The sequence below is a fragment of the Cupriavidus sp. JZ107 genome (assembly GCF_053903255.1).
Genome location: NZ_CP096481.1, coordinates 1416770 through 1441621, shown reverse-complemented (window position 1 = coordinate 1441621; position 24852 = coordinate 1416770). Strand labels below are relative to the sequence as shown.

Here is a 24852-nt window from a genome sequence, read left to right as displayed (position 1 = left end):
CCCCCGGGCCCGGTGATAAACTGCGCCCATTCCTCCCGGACCGAATCCATGAAATTCTGCTCGAACTGCGGCCATGCGGTCGTGCTGCGCATTCCCGATGGCGACAACCGGCCGCGCCATCTCTGCGATCAATGCGGCACCATCCATTACGTCAATCCGCGCAATGTGGTCGGCACGGTTCCGGTCTGGGAAGACAAGATCCTGCTGTGCAAGCGCGCGATCGAGCCCCGCTACGGATTCTGGACGCTGCCGGCGGGCTTCATGGAGATCGGCGAGACCACCGCGCAGGCCGCCGCACGCGAGACGCTGGAGGAAGCCGGCGCCCGCGTGCAGATCGGCGAGCTGTTCTCGATGCTGAACGTGCCGCACGTGCATCAGGTCCATCTGTTCTATCTGGCCAGGCTGGAAGATCTCGATATCGCGCCGGGCGAGGAAAGCCTCGAGGTCAAGCTGGTCGACGAGGCCGACGTGCCCTGGGACGAGCTGGCCTTCCCCACGGTGATCCACACGCTGCGCTGCTTCTTCGCCGACCGCGCCGCCGGCCGCATCGCCGACGGCAGCTTCCGGCTGCATACGCTCGATATCGACAAGCCGATGCGGCCGCTGTCGGCGCGCGCGACGGTGGAGCCCTGAACGCAGGGCACGCCGCCACGGCCCGCCATGCCCACCAAGGCCGCCCCCTCCCGGTTCAACCGCTGGTTCGCCCCCGCCCCCGCCCGCGCATGATCGCCTGGCTCGACCCGCACGATCCGTTTCCCCCGGTCGATGCCGCGCTGGGCCCCGACTCCGAAGCCCCCGGCCTGCTGGCCGCCAGCCGCGACCTTACCCCGCAGCGCCTGCTGCTGGCCTACCGCCATGGCATCTTTCCCTGGTATGCGCAGGGCCAGCCGGTGCTGTGGTGGAGCACCGATCCGCGCATGGTGCTCGACCCGGCTGCGCTGCGGGTCTCGTTGAGCCTGCGCAAGACGCTCAAGCGCGTGCTGCGCGAAAACGACTGGCAGATCCGCGTGGACGACGATTTCGCATCGGTGATGCGCGCCTGCGCCGAGACCCCGCGCGCGGGCCAGCACGGCACCTGGATCACGCCGGAGATCGTCGAGGCCTATGGCGCGCTGCACGCGCGCGGCATGGCCCATTCGGTCGAGACCTGGTACCGCGGCGAGCGCGTCGGCGGCCTGTACGGCGTGGCGCTCGGCCGCATGTTCTACGGCGAGTCGATGTTCGCGCGCCGCACGGACGCGTCGAAGATCGCGCTGGCGGCGCTGTGCGGCTTCCTCGCCGGCCACGGGGTGACGATGATAGACTGCCAGCAGGAAACCGAGCACCTCGCCTCGCTGGGCGCGCGGCCGATTCCGCGCAGCGAGTTCGTCGCGCATCTGCGCACGGCGACCGCGCAGCCGCAGATCGTGCCCTGGCGGTTCGACAAGACGGTGCTCGAATGGTGGACACGGGCGCGCGACGCTGAACGCTAGCGCCTCGCGCTCCGACCGCGGCAGCACCCGACGGCAGCACCCGATCATGAGCAAGCTCAAGGAATTGCCCCTTTCCGCGCTGCAGTTCTATGCAACGGCGCCCTACGCTTGCAGCTATCTCGAAGGCCGCATGGCCCGCTCGCAGGTGGCCACCCCCGCGCACCTGATCAATGCCGACGTCTATTCCCGCCTGGTCCGCGCCGGCTTCCGGCGCAGCGGCGTCTTCACCTATCGCCCGTATTGCGACGATTGCCATGCCTGCACGCCGTGCCGGCTGGCGGTCGACCAGTTCGAGCCGGACCGCAGCCAGCGCCGCGCCTGGCAGCGCCACCGCCATCTGCAGGCGTTGGTCGCGCCGCTGACCTACGTCGAGGAACACTACGCGCTGTATCTGCGCTACCAGTCGATGCGCCATGCCGGCGGTGGCATGGACCAGGACAGCCGCGACCAGTACGAACAGTTCCTGCTGCAGAGCCGCGTCAATTCGCGGCTGGTCGAATTCCGTGATCCGGCGGACGCCGCCGAGCCGGGCAAGCTGCGGATGGTCAGCATGATCGACGTGCTCGACGACGGCCTGTCGTCGGTCTACACGTTCTACGATCCGCTGCAGCCCAAGACCAGCTACGGCACCTACAACATCCTGTGGCAGATCGAGCAGACCCGCGAACTGGGCCTGCCTCACCTTTATCTCGGCTACTGGATCGCCAACAGCCGCAAGATGGCCTACAAGGCGCGCTTCCAGCCGCTGCAGGTGCTGGTCGGCAACCAGTGGCGGCCGTTCGAGGCCGACGCCGCCTGAAAGCGCACGCCCCCGCGCCGGCCTGGCGCTGGCGGACTGCCGGCGTCCCAAGCGCCGCTGCCGTTACAATATCGCCCTGACCGCGCCGCGATCCGCCCGCGGTGCATTCCGGTACTGCCCGCCGCTCTCCGACAGGTCGCCCGGTACCGGTTCCCTGCCCCGATTCTCTGTCCTTCCCTGCCCCGATTTCCGCCGTGCTCAACGCGCTCTATCCCCTGTTTCGTCCCGCCCTGTTCTCGATGGATGCCGAGGACGCTCACCATCTGACTCTCGACAATCTGCGCCGCGCGCAGCGCCTTGGACTGGCCGGCTGCGTCGGCAACCGCATCGACGACGATCCGCGCACCGTGATGGGCGTGCGCTTCCCGAATCCGGTCGGACTCGCTGCCGGTCTCGACAAGGACGGCGCCTATATCGACGGCCTGGCCGCGTTCGGCTTCGGCTTCATCGAGGTCGGCACGGTGACGCCGCGCCCGCAACCGGGCAATCCGCGCCCGCGCATGTTCCGGCTGCCGAAGGCAAAGGCGCTGATCAACCGGATGGGCTTCAACAACGGCGGCGTCGACGCCTTCGTCGCGAACGTCAACGCGTCGCGCTGGAAGGCCGAAGGCGGCGTGCTGGGGCTGAACATCGGCAAGAACGCCGACACGCCGATCGAGCGCGCGGTCGACGACTATCTGTACTGCCTGGAGCGCGTCTATCCGCATGCGAGCTACGTGACCGTCAACATCTCGTCGCCCAATACCAAGAACCTGCGCCAGCTGCAGGGGGCGAGCGAGCTCGACGGCCTGCTGTCCGCGCTGAAGACCGCGCAGCAGCGGCTGGCCGACCAGCACCGGCGCTACGTGCCGCTGGCGCTGAAGATCGCGCCCGATCTCGACGCCGACCAGATCGGCAATATCGGCGACGCGCTGGTCCGCCATCGCATCGACGGCGTGATCGCCACCAACACGACGATCTCGCGCGAGGCCGTCAAGGGCCTGCCGCACGCCGACGAAGCCGGCGGCCTGTCGGGCCGCCCTGTGTTCGATGCGTCGACCGCGGTGGTGCGCGCGCTGCGCGCGGTGGTCGGCGACGCGCTGCCGATCGTCGGCGTCGGCGGCATCTTCGACGGCGCGCAAGCGCGCGCCAAGATCGACGCGGGCGCGCAGCTGGTGCAGCTCTACACCGGGCTGATCTACCGCGGCCCGGCGCTGGTCAAGGAATGCGCCGCCGCGCTGCGCGCTTGATGTCCGCTCGATGCGCGCCTGACGCGGGCTTGCCGGCCCGCTGATGCGCCCGTCGCTTTCGTCCCGCCCCATTCAAAGGAATACCGCATGGAAACGATCCGACTAGGCCAGAGCGATTTGCAGGTCTCGCGCATCTGCCTCGGCACGATGACCTTCGGCGAACAGAACACCGAGGCCGAGGGCCACCAGCAGCTCGACTATGCGTTCTCGCGCGGCATCAACTTCATCGATACCGCCGAGATGTACCCGGTCAAGCCGCGCGCCGAGACCTATGGCCGCACCGAGCAGATCGTCGGCAGCTGGCTCAAGCGCCAGCCGCGCGACCGCATCGTGCTGGCCACCAAGGTCGCCGGCCCGGCGCGCATGCCGTGGATCCGCAACGGCGGCGACCTGACGCCGCACAGCATTCGCGCCGCCGTCGACGAGTCGCTGAAGCGCCTGCAGACCGACTACATCGACCTGTACCAGATCCACTGGCCCGCCCGCAACGCGCCGATCTTCGGCCAGAAGCAGTTCGATCCGTCGCGCGAGCGCGCCTGCACCAGCATCGCCGCGCAGCTCGATGCGATGGCCCAGCTGGTGCGCGCCGGCAAGATCCGCTACGTCGGCGTGTCGAACGAAACGCCGTGGGGCATCGCCGAATTCGTCAAGCAGGCGGAGCTGCACGGGCTGCCGCGCATCGCGACCGTGCAGAACCCCTACAACCTGGTCAATCGCAGCTTCGAGCAGGGCCTGGACGAAGCCTGCTACCGCACCGGCGTCAGCCTGCTGGTCTACAGCCCGCTGGCGTTCGGCCAGCTGACTGGCAAATACCTGAAGGTCAACACCGCGCAGCCCACCTTCGACGCCTCGGCGCAGGGCCGGCTGACGCGCTTCCCGGCCGACTGGAGCCCGCGCTATCTGCGCCCCGAGACGCTGGCGGCCAGCGCGCGCTACGTCGAGCTGGCGCGCGCGCACGGCCTGTCGCCGGCCACGCTGGCGCTGGCCTGGTGCTATTCGCGCTGGTTCGCGCACAGCACGATCATCGGTGCGACCACGCTGGCGCAGCTGCAGGAAAACATCGATGCCTGGGGCGTGCGGCTGCCCGATGAGGTGCTGGCCGGCATCGAGCGGATCCACGCCGAGATTCATAATCCGGCGCAATAACACGTCCAGTGGATCGGCCCGGAAACCCGACCTCGGTGGGGGTTCGACACCGCGCCGCAACAAGGCACCGCGGGCCGGGGAAGTGGTATCCTCGCGGGCTTGACGCCGCCCCGCGGCAGGTGCGCGAACCGCGCGCGCCGGCCGGCGATCCACTGCAACCACCGAGGCACAGGGGCGGCCGACCCGAACGAAACCCACAACCAAATATTCGAGGGGAGATTCGACCATGACCATGCTGAAAACTTCGACCAAGACCCTGCTGGCCGGCGCCGTTGCGCTGGCCCTGCTGCACGGCGGCGCGGTGAACGCGCAGACCGTCAAGGTGCTCTCGATCGTCGATCACCCCGCGCTGGACGCGATCCGCGACGGCGTGCGCGCAGAACTGAAGACGGCCGGCTACGACGCGGACAAGAACCTGAAGTGGGAATACCAGAGCGCGCAGGGCAATACCGGCACCGCCGCGCAGATCGCCCGCAAGTTCGTCGGCGACCAGCCGAACGCGATCGTCGCGATCGCGACGCCGGCCGCGCAGGCCGTGGTCGCCTCGACCAAGACCGTGCCGGTCGTCTACTCTGGCGTCACCGACCCGGTCGCGGCACAACTGGTCAAGGGCTGGCAGGCCAGCGGCACCAACGTGACCGGCGTGTCCGACAAGCTGCCGCTGGACAAGCAGGTCGCGTTGATCAAGCGCGTGGTGCCCAAGGCCAAGACCGTCGGCATGGTCTACAACCCGGGCGAGGCCAACTCGGTCGTGGTGGTCAAGGAACTGAAGACACTGCTGGCCAAGGAAGGCCTGACGCTGAAGGAAGCCGCCGCGCCGCGTACCGTCGATATCGGTCCGGCGGCCAAGAGCCTGGTCGGCAAGGTCGACGTGATCTACACGAATACCGACAACAACGTGGTGTCGGCCTACGAGGCACTGGTCAAGGTCGCCAACGAATCGAAGGTGCCGCTGGTGGCCGCCGATACCGACAGCGTCAAGCGCGGTGCGATCGCGGCGCTGGGCATCAACTACGGCGATCTGGGCGTGCAGACCGGCAAGATCGTGGTGCGCATCCTGAAGGGCGAGAAGCCGGGCGCGATCCCGTCCGAGACCAGCGACAAGCTGGAGCTGTTCGTCAACACGACGGCCGCCGAGAAGCAAGGCGTGACGCTGTCGCAGGACCTGATCAAGGAAGCCAAGCAGGTCATCAAGTAATGACGCCATGACGACCCGCCGCCCGGCTGCCGGCACGCCGCGCAGCGGGCGGCTGGCCGGCGCCACGCCCTACCCGGCCACGCGCCGACGCCGCTGGTTGCAGCCTGCGGCCCGCCCAGGCGCTTGATCCGCCGGCGGCCGCCGCGCCAGTCAGCACGCCCGGCCACCGGCGGGCGCGCATACCGCAACAGGATTCACCATGTCCCTCTTCTCCCTTCTGGGCGCGCTGGAGATCGGCCTGATCTTCAGCCTCGTCGCCCTCGGGGTGCTGATCTCCTTCCGCATCCTCAATTTCCCCGATCTGACCGTCGATGGCAGCTTTCCGCTGGGCGGAGCCGTCGCGGCCACGCTGATCGCGATGGGCCAGGACCCGTTCCTCGCCACGGCGCTGGCCATCGTCGCCGGCGCGATCGCCGGCCTGATCACCGGCTGGCTCAATGTCCGGCTCAAGATCATGGACCTGCTGGCGTCGATCCTGATGATGATCGCGCTGTACTCGATCAATCTGCGGATCATGGGCCGGCCCAACGTGCCGCTGATCACCGAGCCGACGATGTTCACGGTGCTGCAGCCGGAATGGCTGCCCGACTTCATGCTGCGCCCGCTGGTGCTGGTGGTCATCGTGATCGTCGCCAAGCTCGGCCTGGACTGGTTCTTCTCGTCGCAGCTCGGGCTGGCGATGCGGGCCACCGGCGCCAATCCGCGCATGGCGCGCGCGCAGGGCATCGCCACCGGCCGCGCCACGCTGGCCGGCATGGCGCTGTCGAACGCGCTGGTCGCACTGGCCGGCGCGCTGTTCGCGCAGACTCAGGGCGGCTCCGACATCTCGATGGGCATCGGCACGATCGTGATCGGCCTGGCCGCGGTGATCATCGGCGAGACGATCCTGCCGGCCCGCCGGCTGATTCTGACGACGCTGGCCGTGGTGCTCGGCGCGATCCTCTACCGCTTCTTCATCGCGCTGGCGCTGAACAGCGATTTCATCGGCCTGAAGGCACAGGACCTGAACCTGGTCACCGCGCTGCTGGTGACGGTCGCGCTGGTGCTGCCGGCCACGCGCAAGAAGCTGTTCGGCCGCAAGGCGAATGGAGGCTGACATGCTGCGCGCACAAGACCTGAAGCTGACCTTCAATCCCGGCACGCCGATCGAGACGCGCGCGCTGCGCGGGCTGAGCCTGGAGATTCCGTCGGGCCAGTTCGTCGCCGTGATCGGCTCGAACGGCGCCGGCAAGTCGACCTTCCTGAACGCCATCAGCGGCGACCAGATGGTCGATGCCGGCACCATCACGATCGACGGCAACGACGTCACGCGCAAGCCCGCCTGGGACCGCGCGCCGCTGGTCGCCCGCGTGTTCCAGGACCCGATGGCCGGCACCTGCGAGGCGCTGACGATCGAGGAAAACATGGCGCTGGCGATGGCGCGCGGCTCGCGCCGGGGTTTTCGGCCGGCGCTGAACCGTTCGTCGCGCGAGCTGTTCCGCGACAAGCTGCGGCTGCTGAACCTGGGGCTGGAAAACCGGCTGACCGACCGCATCGGCCTGCTGTCCGGCGGCCAGCGCCAGGCGGTCAGCCTGCTGATGGCATCGCTGCAGCCCTCGCGCATCCTGCTGCTCGACGAGCATACCGCCGCGCTGGACCCGAAGACCGCGGCCTTCGTGCTCGAGCTGACCGCCCGCATCGTCGAGGAAAACAAGTTGACCACGATGATGGTGACCCACAGCATGCGGCAGGCGCTGGACTACGGCCAGCGCACCGTGATGCTCCACCAGGGCCAGGTGGTGCTCGACGTGTCGGGCGACGAACGCAAGGGCCTGGACGTGCCGGACCTGCTGCGCATGTTCGAGCGCAGCCGGCACGAGCAGCTGGACGACGACGCGCTGCTGCTGGGCTGATTTCGCCCCTGCGGCGCGACCAACGTCATTCCCGCGCATGCGGGAATCCAGCGGCTTTAAAAGTCACTGGGTCCCCGCATGCGCGGGGACGACAATGTGGATTGGCAAAACGAACCCCGGCCTTGGCCGGGGTTTTTTTGTTGCCGTGTGGATGGGAACTCAGGGGCTCAGGGGCTCAGCACTCAGGCCGTCGCCGCCTTCGCGAGCCAGCGCTCCAGCTGGTCCGTCACCGCGGAGCTGGAAAACGAGCAGCTGTCCTGGGCAAACACCGCCGACATCTCGAGGCGGCGCAGCAGTTCCTCCATCGCCTGGCCGAATACCGGCGGCAGCGTCAGTGCCGGCGCCTGTTCGCGCCACACGCGCACCAAGGCGTCGGCGGGCAACGTACCGGCACGATGGCGGTCCAGCGCTTCTCGCATCGCGCGCAACGGCGCCTGGTTGGCGGCATCGCTCATGCCTTCGCCCTCCTTTCCTTGTAGAGATCGCGGAAGGTACGGCCGCTGGGCGCGGGCATGTCGCGCGTATCGGTCCAGCCGCGGCCGCCCAGCGGCAGCTTGGCGATGCGTCCGTCGTTGCGGCCCATGCGCGACAACACACTGGCCCCCAGTCGCGTGGCCAGCGCATACAGCCCCGGCCGCTTGGCGACATAGCCCCAGGCGCGCAGCGCCCAGCGCTCCTGCCACGGCCGCATGCCGCGCTCCATCTGCTTCTCGCGCAGCTTGCGCAGCAGGTCCGACAGCGGGATCGAGGCGGGACAGACGCGGTTGCACTCGCCGCACAGCGTGGCCGCCTGCGGCAGGTCGATCGCGTTGCCCAGGCCGACATAGCTGGGCGTCAGCACGCTGCCCATCGGCCCGGGATAGACCCAGCCATAGGCATGACCGCCGATCTTCTGGTAGACCGGGCAGTGGTTCATGCAGGCGCCGCAACGGATGCAGCGCAGCATCTCCTGGAAGTCGCCGCCGATCAGGCCGGTGCGGCCGCCATCGACCAGCACGAAGTACATGTGCTCGGGGCCGTCCTGCTCGCCGGGCGCGCGCGGGCCGGTCAGCAGCGAGAAATAGTTCGAAATCGCCTGGCCGGTCGCCGAGCGCGGCAGCAGCCGCATCACGGTGGCCAGGTCCTCCAGCGTCGGCAGCACCTTCTCGATGCCGGTGACGGCGACATGCACGCGCGGCATCACCGTACACATGCCCTCGTTGCCCTCGTTGGTCACCACCGCGACCGAGCCGGTTTCCGCGATCAGGAAGTTGCCGCCGGTCACGCCCATATCGGCCGACAGGAACTCGGGGCGCAGCACCTCGCGCGCTTCCCGCGTCATGTCCGGGATCTCGGTCAGCCGCGGCTTCTGATGGACCTTGGCGAACAGGTCGGCGATCTCGTCCTTGTCCTTGTGCACCACCGGCGCAATGATGTGCGACGGCGGCTCGGCGTCGTTGATCTGCAGGATGTATTCGCCGAGATCGGTCTCGATGCTCTGCACGCCGAGCTCGCCGAGTACCTCGTTGAGCCGCATCTCCTCGGTCACCATCGACTTGCTCTTGATGACCTTGCGCACGCCGTGACGCTGCGCGATCTCGCCGACCAGCCTTGCCGCGTCGGCGGTCGTCTCGGCAAACAGCACCGTGGCGCCGCGGCGCGTGGCGTTCTCCTCGAAGGTCGCCAGCCAGACGTCCAGATTGGCGAGCGCACGGTCGCGGCGCTCCTTCAGCGCCTCCCGCGTGGCGGCGAAGTCGATGTCCTCGATCGCGGCCGCGCGCGCGGTGACGAACTTGGTCGACAGCTTCTTCAGGTTCTGCTGCAGGCGCTGGTCGGCCAGCTTCTGGCCGGCGCGCGCCTTGAATTCCATGCTGTGCACTTGCATGCGTGGTGGCCTCTTGCGTGGTGCGCGATCGATGCGGGAATGCCGGGATCGGGGATGCGGCGATCAGGCGTCGCCGGCCAGTACCTGCGCGATATGCAGCACGCGGGTGCGCGTATCGCCGGTCCTGCGCAGCCGGCCTTCGATGTTGAGGATGCAGCCCAGGTCGCCGAGCACCACCGCCTCGGCGCCGCTGGCCGCGATATTGGCGCACTTCTCGTCGACGATGGCGGTCGAGATATTGCCGTACTTGACCGCGAACGTTCCGCCGAAACCGCAGCAGGCCTCGCAGTCCTTCATCTCGGTCAGCTGCACGCCGGGCAGCTTGCCGAGCAAGGCGCGCGGCTGCTGCTTGACGCCGAGTTCGCGCAGCCCGGAGCACGAATCGTGGTAGGTCACGTGGCCGGCGAAATTGCTGTCCAGCGAGTCGATGCGGGCGACATTGGCCAGGAAGTCGGTCAGCTCGTAGACCCGCGTGCGCAGGCGCTCGTAGCGGCCGTTCAGTTCGGGATCGTTGCGCAGCAGGTCGCCGTAGTGATGCAGGATCATGCCGCCGCAGGAGCCCGACGGCACCACGACGTAGTCGAACATCTCGAACTCGCGCAGGAATTTCTCGGCCAGGTCGCGCGAGGCGGCGCGCTCGCCGGAGTTATAGGCCGGCTGGCCGCAGCAGGTCTGGGCCTCGGGGACCATGACCTCGTAGCCGGCCTTCTCCAGCAGCTTGAGTACCGAAAAGCCGATCTCCGGCCGCATCAGGTCCACCAGACAGGTGACGAACAGACCGACTCGCATGGGGATTCCTACCTTTTTCCAGACCCAAAACCTCGCAATTATGCGCTTTTGCGCAGCGGTTCCGCCACTGCGGCGCGCCGCCACCGGCGCTTTTGTCGGCCGCCGCCGGCCTTCCGGGGCCTTTTGGCGCCCCATTCTGGGGCGCATGGATGTGCAGAATGCCCGACTATGACATTTCACGTATTGAAATTTTCACGATGCGAGATAGAATCAGGCAGTCGCTTAATTTGCCGCATGGCAACAATTTCCCCATGGCTGAAGCAGAAAAGGAACCCGGCAAGACGTCGATCCAGGTGATCGAGCGGATGATGACGCTGCTCGATGCGCTCGCGCGGCATGCCGATCCGGTCAGTCTGAAGGAACTCTCCCAGGCTACCGGTCTGCATCCCTCGACGGCGCACCGCATCCTCAACGACATGGTCGCGTGCCGCTTCGTCGACCGCTCCGATCCGGGCAGCTACCGGCTCGGCATGCGGCTGCTGGAACTGGGCAATCTGGTCAAGGCCCGGCTGTCGGTACGCGAGGCGGCGCTGGCACCGATGCGCGCGCTGCACCGCGTCACCGGCCAGACCGTCAACCTGTCGGTGCGCCAGGGCGACGAGATCGTCTATATCGAACGCGCCTACAGCGAGCGCTCCGGCATGCAGGTGGTGCGCGCCATCGGCGGCCGCGCCCCGCTGCACCTGACCTCGGTCGGCAAGCTGTTCCTCGCCGCGGACGAGGTCGCACGGGTGCGCAACTACGCCACCCGCACCGGCCTGGCCGGACATACCCGTACTTCGATCACCGACCTGTCGAAGCTGGAGCGTGAGCTGAACTGGGTCCGCACCAACGGCTATGCGCGCGACAACGAGGAGCTCGAACTCGGCGTGCGCTGCATCGCGGCGGGCATCTACGACGACTCGCGCCGGCTGGTCGCGGGCCTGTCGCTGTCGGCCCCGGCGGATCGCCTGCAGGACAGCTGGCTGCAGAACCTGAAGGAAACGGCGTTGCAGATTTCGCGCGGCATGGGCTATACCGCCGATAGCGACGTGTAGCGACGTGTAGGGGCGCGTGTAGGGGCGCGCAGTCTTCCGCCGCCCCGCACGCCACGCCCCGGAGCGCGACGCCACGCGCCGCGCCCTTCCCGATTTCGACAGACAGCACACGACGAGATGCAAGACTCCGGTTTTCTGCCGCGCCTGCTCGAGGCGCTGGGACCCGATGTGGTGACCACCGATGCGCAGGCGATCGCGCCCTGGCTCAGCGACTGGCGCGGAATCTACCGGGGCGATGCCCAGGCCGTGGTCCGGCCCCGCAATACCGACGAAGTCGCGCGCTGCCTGGCGCTGTGCCAGCAGTGGCGCGTGCCGGTGGTGCCGCGCGGCGGCAATACCGGCCTGTGCGGCGGCGCGACGCCCGACGATCGCCCCGCCAACGTGGTGCTGAGCCTGGACCGGATGAACGCGATCCGCTCGGTCGATACCATCGCCAACACGATGGTCGCCGAGGCCGGCTGCATTCTCGGCAATCTGCGCCGCGCCGCCCATGACGCGGACCGCCAGTTGCCGCTGTCGCTGGCCGCCGAGGACTCGTGCCAGATCGGCGGCAACCTCGCCACCAATGCCGGCGGCGTCAACGTGGTCCGCTACGGCATGGCGCGCGAGCTGGTGCTCGGACTGGAAGCGGTGCTGCCGGACGGCGAGGTCTTCCACGGACTACGCACGCTGCGCAAGGACAACACCGGCTACGACCTGAAGCAACTGCTGATCGGGTCCGAAGGCACGCTGGGCGTCATCACAGCGGTCGCGCTGCGGCTCCTGCCGCGCACCGATCAACGCGCCGTGGTGCTGGCCGCGGTGGAATCGCCGCAGCAGGCGCTGCAGCTGTTCTCGCTGCTGTACTCGCGTTGCGGCGCACGGCTGCAGGCCTTCGAATTCTTCACCGGCCCCTGCCTGGATCTGGTGCTGACGCATGCGGAAGGCGTGCAGGAGCCCTTCGCCGACCGCCATCCGGCCTATGTGCTGGTCGAACTGGCCGACACCACCGACGAGGCGGGACTGAATTCGCTGCTCGAAGCGACCATCGGCGACGCGCTGGAACAGGGCCTGTGCCTCGACGCCGCGGTATCGGCGTCGCTGAGCCAGGTCCACGCGATGTGGAAGCTGCGTGAGGAAATCTCCGAAGCCCAGCGCGCCGACGGCCCGCATCTGAAGCACGACATCTCGCTGCCGATCGAATCGATCCCGGTGTTCATGGCGCGGATGGAGGCACGGCTGCAGCGGCTCGACGCCGCGATCCGCCCCTTCGTGTTCGGCCACTTCGGCGACGGCAACCTGCACTACAACCTGTCGCGCCCCGCGGGCGCACCGAAGGAGTGGGCGACGATCCACGGGGAGGCCGTCACGGCCGAGGTATTGGACGAGGTGATGCGCCATGGCGGCAGCATCAGCGCGGAGCACGGCATCGGCCAGCTCAAGCGCGAGTATTTCCACCGCTACAAGGATCCGCTCGAGCTGCGGCTGATGGTCGGCATCAAGCGGCTGCTCGATCCGGCGGGGATCATGAATCCGGGCAAGCTGCTGTGATCGGCTGAACCTCGCCGGTTGCTTGACCGCCTGGCCGACCCGGAAACGACGACGCGCCCTCGAGGGGCGCGTCTTTCGTTGCGGAACGGGCTTGCGTCCTGCGGTTCGGTTCAGCTCAGCTCAGGCCAGCTCAGATGCCGCGAGCCTGCTGCGACGTCAGCACGTAATGCGGCGAGTTGGCCGGACCTTGCGTCAGGTTCGGCGTGCTCGGGAAGCGGTTCGGCGCCGACGGCGGCGAATGCTCTAGCCAGTCGCGCACGCGGTTGGCATCGGCAAAGCGCGTCAGGTTGCCGGACGAGTCCAGGAACACCATCACCACATCGCGGCCGCCGACGCGTGCCTGCATCACCAGGCAGCGCCCCGCTTCCGAGATGAAGCCGGTCTTCTGCAGGCCGATGTCCCAGTTGCCGCCGCGCACCAGGCGATTGGTGCTGACGTAGTGCTGGGTGCGGCCAAGCACGTTGACCTCATGCTCGGTCTGCGTCGAGAACGCGCGGATGGTCGGATTGCGATAGGCCGCCTTGACCAGCCGGGCCAGGTCCAGCGCCGACGAGACATTGCTGCTCGACAGCCCGCTCGAATCGACGAAGTGGGAGTCGTTCATGCCCAGTTCGCGGGCCTTGCGGTTCATCGCCTGCACGAAGGCTGGCAGCCCGCCCGGATAGTGGCGGCCGAGGGCCGAGGCGGCGCGGTTTTCCGACGACATCAGGGCCAGCAGCATCAGTTCCTGCCGCGTCAGCTGCGTGCCGAAGCGCAGACGCGAGCTGCTGTGCTTCTCGGTGTCGCGGTCCTCTTCGGTGATGGTCAGCACCTCGTCCATCGGCAGGCGTGCGTCCATCACCACCAGCGCGGTCATCAGCTTGGTGATCGAAGCGATCGGCAGCACCGCGGCCGCGTTCTTCTGAAACAGCACTTCGTTGGTGTTCTGGTCCATCACCAGGGCGACGCTGGAGCGCAGCGACAGCGCATCGTCGGTATCGCGCAGTCCGAGCGCCTCGCCCAGCGACGGGCGCGACGGCGGCGTATAGGCGGCGCGCACCGGGGCGGCCTGACGCTGGACCAGAATGACCTTGCGCTTGCCATTCTTCGAAACGATGACCTTGCGGCTGCCGGTCTTGGCCACCGTCGAGCGCTTCGACACGCTGCCGGCCTTGGCGGACTTGGTGGACTTCGACGATTTAGCCGAGGATTTTTGGACTTTGACGACCTTTTCGGTCTTTTTAGCGGATTTAGACGACTTACTCGCCGCCTCCGCCATGGGCGCGGCAATCAGCGCCGCCGACACCAGCATGGTCGCTGCCACCGAGGGCAGAGGCAGGGTGCCGAGAAATCTCAGGAATGGGAGGTCGAACCGGGACATGATTCTCGGGCGCGCATCGGGAATGGCGCCAGTGTAGAAAAAAAAGAATTTGTTAGCAAGATTAATGACTTACACAGCGGACTTAAAGCTTCGATTACAGACATTTCCGTAATACGAAAAATAAGACGCTTGCAGCACATGAAAATCTGCATGACGCGGCCTCCCGGCCCGGCAATCTTCCGCCCTGCGCACGCGCATGCCTTACTAACGTCAGTTCTGGCGAGAAATTGAGTGGCCGGCGCAAAGTCGGCCGCGTCATCTGGATCAGCAACGCGCGGAACCGCGTTCCGGTTCACATCCGCACCGCAACATTCGCCGCGCGGCGCGCCGGCTGCCCTGCCCCCGATACCGGGCGCCAGGGACAGGCCGGTACGGCACCTGCGCGCGCTCACGTTCACGCTCCCTACCGATCCACAGCCGCCACCAGCAGCGGCTCGAGTGCCTTGCGCAACGGCTCGGGCAAGGCGACCGGGCGGCGCGTCTGGCGGTCGACGTAGACATGCACGAAGTGCCCCTGCGCGGCGGCGCTGTCATCGCCCTCGCGAAACAGCCCCACCTCGTAGCGCACACTGCTGTTGCCGAGCCGCGCGACGCGCAGACCCGCGATCACCGTTTCGGGAAAGCTCAGCGAGGCGAAGTAGTTGCACTGCGTCTCGATGACCAGCCCGATGGTGTCCCCTGCCTCGATGTCGAGCACGCCGCGCTCGATCAGGTAGCGATTCACCACGGTGTCGAAATAACTGTAGTAGACAACGTTGTTGACGTGGCCATAAACATCGTTGTCCATCCAACGCGTCGTGATCGGCAGGAAGTGGCGATAGCAGTCGCGGGTCTGGGCTTGCGGCTTCATGGCGGGGAAAGAGCAATAACGGTGAGCGGAAGGAGGGTTGCGGAGGGGCCGGTCAAGCGCGGCGCGACGGCGCCGCTGCGCCGCGCATCACCAGCGCGACGCCGGCCGCCGCGAGCGCCATGCCGGCCGCGGCCATCGGCGGAAAGCGTTCGTCGAACAACAGCCAGGCCATCACGGCGGTGGTCGGCGGCGTCAGGTACATCAGGCTCGATACGCTGGTGGCGGCGCCGCGCCGGATCAGCACGAACAGCAGCGAGATCGCGCCGATCGACAGGGCCACGATCGACCAGGCCAGCGCGCCGACCATCTCGAGGTTCCAGTCGACTTTGCGCGTCTCGAACAGGAACATCCAAGGCAGGCAGGCCAGCGCCGCCGCGGTGAACTGGATCAGCGACCCCATGCGCAGATCGAACACCGGGCAGCGATGCTTCTGATACAGCGTGCCGACGGTGATCGACAGCAAGGCGCCGACCGCGAGCAGCACGCTGAACGGCGTCGCCGCGCCGGCCGACAGCTTGCCGGCCACCACCAGGCCGACCCCGACGATGCCGAGCAGCAGGCCCAGCCACTGCCAGCCGCGCAGGCGTTCGCCGAGACGCAGCGAAATCAGCGCCGTCAGCAGCGGCTGCATGCCGACGATCAACGCGGCCATGCCGGCCGGCATGCCGAGCTTGACCGCGGCCCAGACCCCGCCCAGATAGCCGGTCTGCAACAGCAGCCCCGCCAGCGCAATGCGCCCGATCATGGCCCAATCCACATGGCCATCGCGACGAGGGAGCGGCACGCGCGCCAGCACGACGAACGGCACCATCAGCACCACCACGCCGGCAAAGCGCAGGAACAGAAAGGTCATCGGCTCGGCATGCGGCATGCCGTACTTGGCGACGATAAAGCCGGTGCTCCAGATCAGCACGAACAGCCAGGGCATCGACACCAGCCACGCATTGGTGCCGTCTGACGCGGTTCGGCCCGCGCTGGCCTCTGACGCCGGCCTCACGCACGCCCCTTCATGGGTGCGCCGATGTCGAACGGATTGGGACGCAATGGAATCGCGATGCGGACAAAACGGCTGCGGGAGGCTTGGCGGGACATCGGCAACAAGGGCGGAACGGGCGGGCCGCGCGGCGGTCAGGCATATCGCCCTGCCCGGCCATGCGTTGAATGGAATGCGCGATGGTAGCACCGGCCAGTTCGTCACGTCGCCGGAGGCCGCAAAGGTGATCGGGCAGTCGCAATGTGGCGAAGCGGCCCGGGGGTTTACCCCAGACCGGTTGTGCGATGCACAAAAACCGCTTGACACACCAAACATGGTCCATACAATACGGAATTGTTGCGACGCACCATGAATCGAAAAGACGGTTTCCGGCCGGCCAAATCGAGTCGTTGGAGCGCACGCACAAACCATTCACGCGCCTGGGCTGGCCACCGCAACGTCACGGCCTTGACATCTAGGCGACCTATTTTTTGAGTTCGCTTGAACTCGACTTCATTTGATGGAGACCAGCATGTCCTTTACCCCCGAACAAGTTGCCGCCGCCCACAAAGCCAATCTGGAAACCCTGTTCGGTTTGACCACCAAGGCCTTCGAAGGCGTGGAAAAGCTGGTCGAGCTGAACATGCAAGTGGTCAAGACCACGCTGGCTGAAAACGTCGAGCACGCCAAGCGCACGCTGACCGCCCGCGACGCCCAGGAACTGCTGGCGCTGCAGGTTTCGCTGATCCAGCCGGTCGCCGAAAAGGCCGTCGCCTACAGCCGCCACGTGTACGAAATCGCGGCCGACACGCAGTCGGAATTCACCCGCGTCGCCGAGGCCCAGCTGGCCGAAAGCTCGCGCAACGTGCAAAGCCTGGTCGACAACTTCGCCAAGAACGCCCCGGCCGGTTCGGAATCGACCGTGGCCATCGTGAAGTCGGCCATCTCGGCCGCCAACAACGCCTACGAGTCGGTCCAGAAGGCCACCAAGCAAGCCGTCGAAATCGCCGAAAGCAATTTCCAGGCGGCCGCCACCGCCGCGACCAAGGCCGCCCAGCAAGCGAGCGCCACCGCCCGCACCGCTGGCAAGAAGACCACCGCAGCCTGATCGCGCTGAACGGTGCCCCGCTCGCGGGGCACCCGGTCGACGCTGACCTCCGAAGCCCGGCATTGATGCCGGGCTTTTTATTGCCTCTGGCACCGCAATTAGCGCATTCGAACTTCAGCCCGGGATCGTCACAGTCGTACAACGTTCGGACGCCGCATCGCAACTATCATCGCCGCCTTTCGCAAGGCGATCCGGTTGCGCTTCGCAGTCAGTTTGTCATGGTGACGCCAGGGCGGCTGGTGCATCCGTCGCTTGCGATTTATATCCGAACAGGTATAATTCGTGCCCGACGAACGCAAGCTGTTGTATTGGGAAGGCTCCTCGAAAAAGGACTTCAAAGCATTCCCCATTCCGGTTCAAAAAGGCATGGGGGTAGCCCTGTTCGTCGTGCAGTTGGGGCGCACGCCTCCTTCAGCAAAGCCGTGGAAGGGCCTGGGTTCGGGCGTGTACGAACTGGTCGACGATCACTGCGGCGATACCTTCCGGGCCGTATACACGGTCTGCGTCGGCAACGCAGTCCACGTGCTGCACGCGTTTCAGAAAAAGTCCAAGTCGGGCATCGCCACGCCGCAACCGGATATCGCCTTGATCGAGAAGCGGCTGAAGGCGGTGCTCGCCAGATACGGAAAAAGCGGGAGATCGTGATGCCATGCAATCGCACTCGAACAGGCACGGACAATGTGTTGGCCGACCTCGGATTTGCCGATGCCGAAGAACTGTCGGCAAAAGCGCTGCTGGCGGTCAAAGTCAACGAAGTGATCGACAAGCGAGGGCTCAGCCAGGTCGAAGCCGCCCATATCGTCGGCATGAGCCAGCCAAAGGTGTCGCAGATCCGGCGCTACAAACTCGACAACATCTCTCTGGAGCGCCTGATGCAGGCGCTCGTCTCGCTCGATCAGCACGTGGAAATCGTGGTTCGGCCGGCTCGCCAGTCGGCAGCCGCAGGAATTTTCGTTACAGCCTGACCGCGCCCCGCACTTGTCAGCTCCAGCGCAGCTATATCTGTATTTCGAAAATAATGGCGGTTAATTGCATTCTCAAGTAAAACAAGGCCCGCCATCCCGGCGGGCCCTGCTCCTGTACTGCTACAACCGGCCGCTCAGCGCTTGCGCGGCGGCGGCACGTCCGTGCAGACGCCCTCGTAGATCTCGCCTGCCATGCCGATCGACTCGCCAAGCGTCGGGTGCGGGTGGATGGTCTTGCCGATATCGACCGCATCGGCGCCCATCTCGATCGCCAGGCACACTTCGCCGATCAGGTCGCCCGCATGCGTGCCGACGATGCCGCCGCCGATGATGCGGTGCGTTTCCTCGTCGAACAGCAGCTTGGTGAAGCCCTCGTCGCGGCCGTTGGCGATCGCGCGGCCCGAAGCGGCCCACGGGAAAACGCCCTTGCCGTACTTGATGCCCTGCGCCTTGCACTGTTCTTCGGTCAGACCAGCCCACGCGACTTCCGGATCGGTATAGGCCACCGACGGAATCTGCCTGGCATCGAAGTACGCCTTCTCGCCGTGCGCGGCTTCGGCGGCCACGTGGGCCTCATGCACGGCCTTGTGCGCCAGCATCGGCTGCCCGACGATGTCGCCGATCGCGAAGATATGCGGCACGTTGGTGCGCATCTGGCTGTCGACGTCGATGAAGCCGCGGTCGGTCACCGCGACGCCCGCCTTCTCCGCGCCGATCCGCTTGCCGTTGGGCGCACGGCCCACCGACACCAGCACCAGGTCGTAGCGCTGCGCCTCCGCCGGGGCCTGCTCGCCCTCGAACTTGACGTAGATGCCATCGGCCCTGGCTTCGACGCCGACGGTCTTGGTCTTGAGCATCACGTTGTCGAAGCGATGCTTGTTCATCTTCTCCCAGACCTTGACCAGATCGCGGTCCGCGCCCTGCATCAGGCCGTCGAGCATTTCGACGACATCGATGCTGGCGCCCAGCGTGCTGTAGACCGTGGCCATTTCCAGCCCGATGATGCCGCCGCCGATCACCAGCATGCGCTTGGGGATCTCGCGCAGTTCCAGCGCGCCGGTCGAATCGAGGATGCGCGGGTCTTCCGGGATGAACGGCAGTTTCACCGCCTGGCTGCCGGCCGCGATGATGGCCTTGTCGAAACGGATCACCGTCTTCTTGCCGGTGGGATCCTTGCCGTCGCCGCCGGTTTCCTGGACCTCGAGATGATGCGGATCGAGGAAGGTACCGATGCCGCGCACGACCTGCACCTTGCGCGCCTTGGCCATGCCGGCGAGGCCGCCGGTCAGCTTGCCGACCACGGATTCCTTGTACTTGCGCAGCCCGTCCAGATCGATCTTCGCGTCGCCGAACACGATGCCGTGCGCGGCCAACGCCTTGGCCTCGTCGATGATCGCCGCGTTATGCAGCAGCGCCTTCGACGGGATGCAGCCGACATTCAGGCAAACGCCGCCCAGGCTCGCATAGCGCTCGACCAGCACGGTGTTCATGCCGAGGTCGGCGCTGCGGAACGCCGCCGAATAGCCGCCAGGGCCGGCGCCCAGCACCAGCATCTCGCACTGGATGTCGGCGCCGCCGGCATGCGTCGCCGCAGCCGGTGCCGGTGCCGGCGATGCTGCCGGCGCGGGCGCGGGCGCCGCAGCCGGGCTCGAAGCAGCCGGAGCCGCCGCGGGCGCCGGCGCTGGCGCTGCCGCCGCGGCCTGCGCCTCGACCGTGCAGATCACCGTGTCCTTGGCGACCTTGTCGCCGACCTTGACCTTGACCTCGACGACCTTGCCGGCCGCCGACGACGGCACGTCCATGCTGGCCTTGTCCGACTCCAGCACGATCAGCGACTGCTCCTGCTCGATCGTGTCGCCGGCCTTGACCAGCACCTCGATCACCTCTACCGCGTCGAAATCGCCGATGTCCGGCACCTTGACTTCGATCACAATCATGCTTTGCTCCTGTGGCCGGGCCGCTTACAGCAGAATGCGGCGGAAATCGGCCAGCAGCTGACCGAAGTAGGTATTGAAGCGGGCCGCCTCGGCGCCGTCGATCACGCGGTGGTCCCACGACAGCGACAGCGGCAGCGTCAGGCGCGGCACGAACTGCTTGCCGTCCCAGACCGGCTTCTGATACGACTTGCAGACGCCCATGATGGCCACTTCCGGCGCATTGATGATCGGCGTGAAGTAGGTACCGCCGAGGCCGCCGAGCGACGAAATCGAGAAGCAGCCGCCCTGCATCTGGTCGGGCTTGAGCTTGCCCTCGCGCGCCAGTTTGGCCAGTTCCGCCATCTCCTGCGCGATCTCGATCACGCCCTTCTTGTCGGCGTCCTTGATCACCGGCACGACCAGGCCATTCGGCGTATCGGCGGCGAAGCCGATGTTGAAGTACTTCTTCAGGACGAGGTTGTCGCCGTCGAGCGAGGCATTGAAGTTCGGGAACTTCTTCAGCGCGGCGACCGTGGCCTTGATCATGAAGGCCAGCATCGTGACCTTGACGCCCTGCTTCTCGTATTCCTTGTTCAGCTGCACGCGGAACGCTTCGAGCTCGGTGATGTCGGCCTCGTCGTGATTGGTCACGTGGGGGATCATCACCCAGTTGCGATGCAGGTTCGCGCCCGAAATCTTCTTGATGCGCGACAGCGGCTTGCTTTCGATCTCGCCGTAGCGGGTGAAATCGACCTTCGGCCACGGCAGCAGACCGAGTTCGCCGCCGCCGGCACCAGCGGCCGCTTGCGCCGGCGCAGCGGCCTGCCCGGTCATGACGCCCTTGACGTAGCGCTGCACGTCTTCATGGGTGATCCGGCCCTTCGGACCGGAGCCCGGCACGCGCGACACGTCGACGCCGAGTTCGCGCGCGTACTTGCGCACCGACGGGCTGGCATGCGCGGCCTTGCCGCTGACGCCGGCCGGCGCGGCCTGTGCCGCCGGAGCCGGCGCAGGGGCCGCAGCGGCAGCCGGAGCCGCTGCTGGGGCCGGCGCGGCAGCGGCCGGCGCGGGAGACGGTGCCGCGGCAGGCGCGGGAGCGGGAGCAGCAGCCGGAGCAGCACCGGCGCCTTCCAGGATCACGATCAGTGTGCCTTCGGACACGTTGTCGCCGACCTTGACCTTGACTTCCTTGACCACGCCGGCCGATGGCGACGGCACGTCCATCGTGGCCTTGTCCGACTCGAGCGTGATCAGCGATTCCTCGGCATTGACGCTGTCGCCGGGCTTCACGTGGACCTCGATGACCGGCACGCCTTCGTAGTCGCCGATATCGGGCACCTTGACCTCGACGGTGCCGCCGCCGGCAGCGGCCGGGGCAGGCGCCGGCGCGGCGGCGGGAGCCGGTGCAGGTGCTGGTGCCGGAGCCGCGGCGGGCGCAGCGGCCGGGGCGGCAGCCGCCGGAGCCGGTGCGGGAGCGGCGGCACCCGCGGGGTCGAGCATCACCAGCACCGAGCCTTCGGCGACGTTGTCGCCGACCTTGACCTTGACTTCCTTGACCGTGCCGCCCTGCGGCGAAGGCACGTCCATCGTCGCCTTGTCCGATTCCAGCGTGACCAGCGCATCCTCGGCGTTGATCGTGTCGCCCGGCTTCACGTGGACTTCGATGACGGGAACGGCGTCGTAGTCGCCGATATCCGGCACCTTGATTTCAATCGCTTGACTCATTCAGTGTCTCCTGGACAGGACGGCGCGCGTGACAACGAAGCGTCGAGATTACTTTGACGCACGTGCCTTGTCACGCCGCGGCGCCCCGGCCATTTACTGGGCAACGCCCAGGCAAGGCCCGGGCGACCCGGGCACGGCATGGCCATGCCCGGGGGTTCGCGGGAGTGACAGCCGGATCAGACCGTCATCGGGTTCGGCTTGTTCGGGTCGAGGTTGTACTTCTTGATGGCCTCGGCGACCTTGTCGCGCGGGATGGCACCCTCGTCGGCGAGCGCCTTCAGGGCGGCCAGCGTGACCCAGTGGCGGTCCACTTCGAAGAAGTGGCGCAGCTTCTCGCGGGTATCCGAGCGGCCGAAGCCGTCGGTGCCCAGCACCACGTAGCGGCGCGGCACGAACGGGCGGATCTGCTCGGCGAACGCGCGCACGTAGTCGGTCGACGCGATCACCGGACCGCGCACCGACTTCAGGCACTGGGTCACGTGCGATTCGCGCGGCGTCTCGGTCGGATGCAGCAGGTTCCAGCGCTCGGCGGCCTGGCCTTCGCGCGCCAGCTCGGTGAAGCTCGGGCAGCTCCACAGATCCGACTCGACGCCCCAGTCCTTCTTCAGCAGCTCGGCGGCGGCGATCACCTCGCGGAAGATCGTGCCGGAGCCCAGCAGCTGCACGCGCGGCGCGTTGCTGTTCTCGGCGCCCTTGCGGAACGCGTACATGCCCTTGACGATGTCCTTCTCTACGCCAGCCGGCATTTCCGGATGCTCGTAGTTCTCGTTCATCACCGTCAGGTAGTAGTAGACGTCCTCCTGCTCCGCGTACATGCGGCGCAGGCCGTCCTGCATGATCACCGCCAGCTCGTACTGGAAGGTCGGGTCGTACGAGATGCAGTTCGGGATCACCGCGTGGAACACGTGCGAGTGGCCGTCCTCGTGCTGCAGGCCTTCACCGTTCAGCGTGGTTCGGCCCGAGGTGCCGCCCAGCAGGAAGCCGCGCGAACGCATGTCGGCGGCGGCCCAGCACAGATCGCCGATCCGCTGGATGCCGAACATCGAGTAGTAGATGTAGAACGGGATCATCTGCACGCCGTGCGTCGAGTACGACGTGGCGGCCGCGATCCAGTCGCACATCGCGCCGGCTTCGTTGATGCCTTCCTGCAGCACCTGGCCAGTCTGCGATTCCTTGTAGAACATCAGCTGGTCATGGTCTTCCGGCACGTACTTCTGGCCCTGCTGGTTCCAGATGCCGATCTGGCGGAACAGGCCTTCCATGCCGAAGGTGCGCGACTCGTCCGGGACGATGGGCACCACATGCTTGCCGATCTGCTTGTCCTTGAGCAGCGTGTTCAGGATCCGCACGAAGGCCATCGTGGTCGAGACCTCGCGGCCCTCGCCGGTGGCCTTGAGCAGCGCCGAGAACGCCGACAGGTCGGGCACCGGCAGCGGATCGGCCTTCTGGCGGCGCGTCGGCAGATAGCCGCCGAGCTCCATGCGGCGGGCGCGCATGTATTCGAGTTCCTTCGAGCCTTCCTCGAAGGTCAGGTACGGGACCTCTTCCAGCTTGTCGTCCGGCACCGGCAGATTGAACTGGTCGCGGAAGCGGCGGATCGCCTCGACCGGCATCTTCTTCTGCTGGTGGGTGATGTTCATCGCCTGGCCGGCATCGCCCATGCCGTAGCCCTTGATGGTCTTGGCCAGGATCAGCGTCGGCTGGCCCTTGTGCTCGGTGGCGGCCTTGTAGGCGGCGTAGATCTTGTGCGGATCGTGGCCGCCGCGGTTCAGGCGCCAGATGTCGTCATCGGACCAATCGGCCACCATCGCCTTGAGCTCGGGCGTATTGAAGAAATGCTCGCGCACATAGGCGCCGTCCTTGGCCTTGAAGGTCTGGTACTCGCCGTCGACGCATTCCATCATGCGCTTCATCAGCAGGCCCTTGGTGTCGCGCGCCAGCAGCGAATCCCAGCGGCTGCCCCAGACCACCTTGATCACGTTCCAGCCGGCGCCGCGGAATTCCGACTCCAGTTCCTGGATGATCTTGCCGTTGCCGCGCACCGGACCGTCCAGGCGCTGCAGGTTGCAGTTGATGACGAAGACCAGGTTGTCCAGCTGCTCGCGGCCGGCCATGCCGATCGCGCCCAGCGATTCCGGCTCGTCGGTCTCGCCGTCGCCGAGGAAGGCCCAGACCTTGCGGCCTTCCGTGTTGACCAGGCCGCGGCTCTGCAGGTACTTCATGAAGCGGGCCTGGTAGATCGCCATGATCGGGCCCAGGCCCATCGACACCGTGGGGAACTGCCAGAAGTCCGGCATCAGCCACGGGTGCGGGTACGACGAGATGCCCTTGCCATCGACTTCCTGGCGGAAGTTGTCGAGCTGCTCGGTGGTCAGCCGGCCCAGCAGGAAGGCGCGCGAATAGACGCCCGGCGCCGAGTGGCCCTGCACGAAGACCAGGTCGCCGCCGTGCTTGTCCGACGGGGCATGCCAGAAGTGGTTGTAGCCGACGTCGTACAGCGTGGCCGCCGACGCGTAGGACGAAATGTGGCCGCCGACGTTGGTGTGCTTGTTGGCCCGCAGCACCATCGCCATCGCGTTCCAGCGCGAGTACGAACGGATGCGGTGCTCGATGTCCTGATCGCCAGGAATGCGTGCCTGTTGCTCGACCGGAATCGTGTTGATGTACGGGGTCTCGGCGTGGAACGGCTGGGTGACGCCGTTCACGCGCGCATATTCGATCTGCTTGTCGATCAGGAAGGCCGCGCGCTCGCTACCTTCCGCGCCGATCACGCCCTGCAGGGCCTCGAGCCATTCTTGGGTTTCCTGCGGGTCGGCGTCATTGGCGCCGGCTGCGCCGAGGATCTGCTCTGGTACGGCTGACATGGATCGTCTCCTGTGGAATGCGTGCGCCAGCAACGGCCGCTTTTGTGGGTGGCTGGCCTGGCGCTGTCTGACGGGGGTGCGGAGCGAGGCGCGGATGGGCGGATGAGCTGGCCTGTGTCGCCGGCACTCGGACAA

General features: G+C 66.9%; 22 protein-coding genes. 13 read left to right on the top strand and 9 right to left on the bottom strand.

Features of this window, described 5'->3' with window-relative positions:
- Nucleotides 1-48 precede the first annotated feature (48 nt).
- The 8 genes from M1D55_RS15995 (at nucleotide 49) to M1D55_RS15960 (ending at nucleotide 7736) form a co-directional block, all read left to right on the top strand.
- Nucleotides 49-633, top strand: a complete 585-nt coding sequence (locus tag M1D55_RS15995; protein WP_006577459.1) for an NUDIX hydrolase — start codon at nucleotides 49-51, stop codon at nucleotides 631-633.
- A gap of 89 nt (nucleotides 634-722) precedes the next feature.
- Nucleotides 723-1472, top strand: coding sequence for a leucyl/phenylalanyl-tRNA--protein transferase (gene aat / locus M1D55_RS15990; RefSeq protein WP_064573309.1), 750 nt, complete (start codon nucleotides 723-725; stop codon nucleotides 1470-1472).
- Between the two features lie 46 nt (nucleotides 1473-1518).
- A complete protein-coding gene (locus M1D55_RS15985; protein ID WP_006577461.1) occupies nucleotides 1519-2271 on the top strand; it encodes an arginyltransferase in 753 nt (250 codons plus the stop codon).
- A gap of 194 nt (nucleotides 2272-2465) precedes the next feature.
- Entirely contained in the window at nucleotides 2466-3500 is a 1035-nt protein-coding gene (locus tag M1D55_RS15980; RefSeq protein WP_456282572.1) for a quinone-dependent dihydroorotate dehydrogenase, read from the top strand.
- An 87-nt stretch (nucleotides 3501-3587) separates the two neighbouring features.
- Entirely contained in the window at nucleotides 3588-4646 is a 1059-nt protein-coding gene (locus M1D55_RS15975) for an aldo/keto reductase (protein ID WP_456282571.1), read from the top strand.
- A gap of 226 nt (nucleotides 4647-4872) precedes the next feature.
- Nucleotides 4873-5844: an ABC transporter substrate-binding protein gene (locus tag M1D55_RS15970; RefSeq protein WP_232205754.1), complete on the top strand. Its 972-nt coding sequence runs from the start codon at nucleotides 4873-4875 to the stop codon at nucleotides 5842-5844.
- A 199-nt stretch (nucleotides 5845-6043) separates the two neighbouring features.
- Entirely contained in the window at nucleotides 6044-6940 is an 897-nt protein-coding gene (locus M1D55_RS15965; protein WP_023263787.1) for an ABC transporter permease, read from the top strand.
- 1 nt (nucleotide 6941) lies between these two features.
- Nucleotides 6942-7736 carry an ABC transporter ATP-binding protein gene (locus M1D55_RS15960; RefSeq protein WP_006578408.1) on the top strand — a complete coding sequence of 265 codons (795 nt, stop codon included), beginning with the start codon at nucleotides 6942-6944 and terminating at the stop codon, nucleotides 7734-7736.
- A gap of 182 nt (nucleotides 7737-7918) precedes the next feature.
- On the opposite strand, the gene M1D55_RS15955 is transcribed toward M1D55_RS15960, so the two are convergent.
- From M1D55_RS15955 to M1D55_RS15945, 3 genes are all read right to left on the bottom strand, one after another.
- Nucleotides 7919-8191, bottom strand: a complete 273-nt coding sequence (locus M1D55_RS15955; RefSeq protein ID WP_456282570.1) for a hypothetical protein — start codon at nucleotides 8189-8191, stop codon at nucleotides 7919-7921.
- Complete coding sequence (locus tag M1D55_RS15950; RefSeq protein ID WP_064573302.1) at nucleotides 8188-9600, bottom strand: LutB/LldF family L-lactate oxidation iron-sulfur protein; 1413 nt, start codon at nucleotides 9598-9600, stop codon at nucleotides 8188-8190. Before M1D55_RS15950 ends, M1D55_RS15955 begins: the two co-directional genes overlap by 4 nt.
- A gap of 63 nt (nucleotides 9601-9663) precedes the next feature.
- On the bottom strand, nucleotides 9664-10389 hold the full coding sequence (locus M1D55_RS15945; RefSeq protein ID WP_006578409.1) for a (Fe-S)-binding protein: 726 nt from the start codon (nucleotides 10387-10389) through the stop codon (nucleotides 9664-9666).
- A 251-nt stretch (nucleotides 10390-10640) separates the two neighbouring features.
- Between M1D55_RS15945 and M1D55_RS15940 the strand changes: the two genes are divergently transcribed.
- Both M1D55_RS15940 and M1D55_RS15935 read left to right on the top strand, forming a co-directional pair.
- The gene (locus M1D55_RS15940; RefSeq protein ID WP_006578410.1) at nucleotides 10641-11426 is read left to right on the top strand and encodes an IclR family transcriptional regulator; all 786 of its coding nucleotides are present in this window, start codon (nucleotides 10641-10643) and stop codon (nucleotides 11424-11426) included.
- A gap of 117 nt (nucleotides 11427-11543) precedes the next feature.
- On the top strand, nucleotides 11544-12956 hold the full coding sequence (locus tag M1D55_RS15935; RefSeq protein ID WP_064573300.1) for an FAD-binding oxidoreductase: 1413 nt from the start codon (nucleotides 11544-11546) through the stop codon (nucleotides 12954-12956).
- 130 nt (nucleotides 12957-13086) lie between these two features.
- On the opposite strand, the gene pbpG is transcribed toward M1D55_RS15935, so the two are convergent.
- The 3 genes from pbpG to M1D55_RS15920 form a co-directional block, all read right to left on the bottom strand.
- Nucleotides 13087-14316: a D-alanyl-D-alanine endopeptidase gene (gene pbpG / locus M1D55_RS15930; protein ID WP_083492544.1), complete on the bottom strand. Its 1230-nt coding sequence runs from the start codon at nucleotides 14314-14316 to the stop codon at nucleotides 13087-13089.
- A 403-nt stretch (nucleotides 14317-14719) separates the two neighbouring features.
- Nucleotides 14720-15166, bottom strand: a complete 447-nt coding sequence (locus tag M1D55_RS15925; protein ID WP_006578414.1) for an acyl-CoA thioesterase — start codon at nucleotides 15164-15166, stop codon at nucleotides 14720-14722.
- A 52-nt stretch (nucleotides 15167-15218) separates the two neighbouring features.
- Entirely contained in the window at nucleotides 15219-16094 is an 876-nt protein-coding gene (locus M1D55_RS15920) for a DMT family transporter (protein ID WP_456282569.1), read from the bottom strand.
- A gap of 577 nt (nucleotides 16095-16671) precedes the next feature.
- Between M1D55_RS15920 and M1D55_RS15915 the strand changes: the two genes are divergently transcribed.
- From M1D55_RS15915 to M1D55_RS15905, 3 genes are all read left to right on the top strand, one after another.
- Entirely contained in the window at nucleotides 16672-17247 is a 576-nt protein-coding gene (locus tag M1D55_RS15915; protein ID WP_043439695.1) for a phasin family protein, read from the top strand.
- A 282-nt stretch (nucleotides 17248-17529) separates the two neighbouring features.
- Complete coding sequence (locus tag M1D55_RS15910; protein WP_456282568.1) at nucleotides 17530-17892, top strand: type II toxin-antitoxin system RelE/ParE family toxin; 363 nt, start codon at nucleotides 17530-17532, stop codon at nucleotides 17890-17892.
- A complete protein-coding gene (locus M1D55_RS15905) occupies nucleotides 17892-18212 on the top strand; it encodes a helix-turn-helix domain-containing protein (protein WP_053821992.1) in 321 nt (106 codons plus the stop codon). Before M1D55_RS15910 ends, M1D55_RS15905 begins: the two co-directional genes overlap by 1 nt.
- 134 nt (nucleotides 18213-18346) lie before the next feature.
- Here the strand turns inward: M1D55_RS15905 and lpdA are convergent, their stop codons facing one another.
- The 3 genes from lpdA to aceE all read right to left on the bottom strand — a co-directional run bounded on the left by lpdA (nucleotide 18347) and on the right by aceE (nucleotide 24717).
- A complete protein-coding gene (lpdA, locus tag M1D55_RS15900; RefSeq protein WP_456282567.1) occupies nucleotides 18347-20149 on the bottom strand; it encodes a dihydrolipoyl dehydrogenase in 1803 nt (600 codons plus the stop codon).
- A 24-nt stretch (nucleotides 20150-20173) separates the two neighbouring features.
- The gene (gene aceF / locus M1D55_RS15895) at nucleotides 20174-21853 is read right to left on the bottom strand and encodes a dihydrolipoyllysine-residue acetyltransferase (RefSeq protein WP_456282566.1); all 1680 of its coding nucleotides are present in this window, start codon (nucleotides 21851-21853) and stop codon (nucleotides 20174-20176) included.
- 176 nt (nucleotides 21854-22029) lie between these two features.
- Nucleotides 22030-24717 carry a pyruvate dehydrogenase (acetyl-transferring), homodimeric type gene (gene aceE, locus M1D55_RS15890; protein ID WP_006578225.1) on the bottom strand — a complete coding sequence of 896 codons (2688 nt, stop codon included), beginning with the start codon at nucleotides 24715-24717 and terminating at the stop codon, nucleotides 22030-22032.
- Between the last annotated feature and the right edge of the window lie 135 nt (nucleotides 24718-24852).

Bases quoted from the DNA above. Each gene is read 5' to 3' on its own strand.
- M1D55_RS15950 (WP_064573302.1), bottom strand. From the start codon at position 9,600: ATGCAAGTGCACAGCATGGAATTCAAGGCGCGCGCCGGCCAGAAGCTG.
- lpdA (WP_456282567.1), bottom strand. From the start codon at position 20,149: ATGATTGTGATCGAAGTCAAGGTGCCGGACATCGGCGATTTCGACGCG.
- M1D55_RS15925 (WP_006578414.1), bottom strand. From the start codon at position 15,166: ATGAAGCCGCAAGCCCAGACCCGCGACTGCTATCGCCACTTCCTGCCG.
- aceF (WP_456282566.1), bottom strand. From the start codon at position 21,853: ATGAGTCAAGCGATTGAAATCAAGGTGCCGGATATCGGCGACTACGAC.
- M1D55_RS15905 (WP_053821992.1), top strand. From the start codon at position 17,892: ATGCCATGCAATCGCACTCGAACAGGCACGGACAATGTGTTGGCCGAC.
- M1D55_RS15995 (WP_006577459.1), top strand. From the start codon at position 49: ATGAAATTCTGCTCGAACTGCGGCCATGCGGTCGTGCTGCGCATTCCC.
- M1D55_RS15945 (WP_006578409.1), bottom strand. From the start codon at position 10,389: ATGCGAGTCGGTCTGTTCGTCACCTGTCTGGTGGACCTGATGCGGCCG.
- M1D55_RS15965 (WP_023263787.1), top strand. From the start codon at position 6,044: ATGTCCCTCTTCTCCCTTCTGGGCGCGCTGGAGATCGGCCTGATCTTC.
- M1D55_RS15920 (WP_456282569.1), bottom strand. From the start codon at position 16,094: ATGCCCTGGCTGTTCGTGCTGATCTGGAGCACCGGCTTTATCGTCGCC.
- M1D55_RS15960 (WP_006578408.1), top strand. From the start codon at position 6,942: ATGCTGCGCGCACAAGACCTGAAGCTGACCTTCAATCCCGGCACGCCG.
- aceE (WP_006578225.1), bottom strand. From the start codon at position 24,717: ATGTCAGCCGTACCAGAGCAGATCCTCGGCGCAGCCGGCGCCAATGAC.
- M1D55_RS15935 (WP_064573300.1), top strand. From the start codon at position 11,544: ATGCAAGACTCCGGTTTTCTGCCGCGCCTGCTCGAGGCGCTGGGACCC.
- pbpG (WP_083492544.1), bottom strand. From the start codon at position 14,316: ATGTCCCGGTTCGACCTCCCATTCCTGAGATTTCTCGGCACCCTGCCT.
- M1D55_RS15970 (WP_232205754.1), top strand. From the start codon at position 4,873: ATGACCATGCTGAAAACTTCGACCAAGACCCTGCTGGCCGGCGCCGTT.
- M1D55_RS15915 (WP_043439695.1), top strand. From the start codon at position 16,672: ATGTCCTTTACCCCCGAACAAGTTGCCGCCGCCCACAAAGCCAATCTG.
- M1D55_RS15975 (WP_456282571.1), top strand. From the start codon at position 3,588: ATGGAAACGATCCGACTAGGCCAGAGCGATTTGCAGGTCTCGCGCATC.
- M1D55_RS15940 (WP_006578410.1), top strand. From the start codon at position 10,641: ATGGCTGAAGCAGAAAAGGAACCCGGCAAGACGTCGATCCAGGTGATC.
- aat (WP_064573309.1), top strand. From the start codon at position 723: ATGATCGCCTGGCTCGACCCGCACGATCCGTTTCCCCCGGTCGATGCC.
- M1D55_RS15985 (WP_006577461.1), top strand. From the start codon at position 1,519: ATGAGCAAGCTCAAGGAATTGCCCCTTTCCGCGCTGCAGTTCTATGCA.
- M1D55_RS15955 (WP_456282570.1), bottom strand. From the start codon at position 8,191: ATGAGCGATGCCGCCAACCAGGCGCCGTTGCGCGCGATGCGAGAAGCG.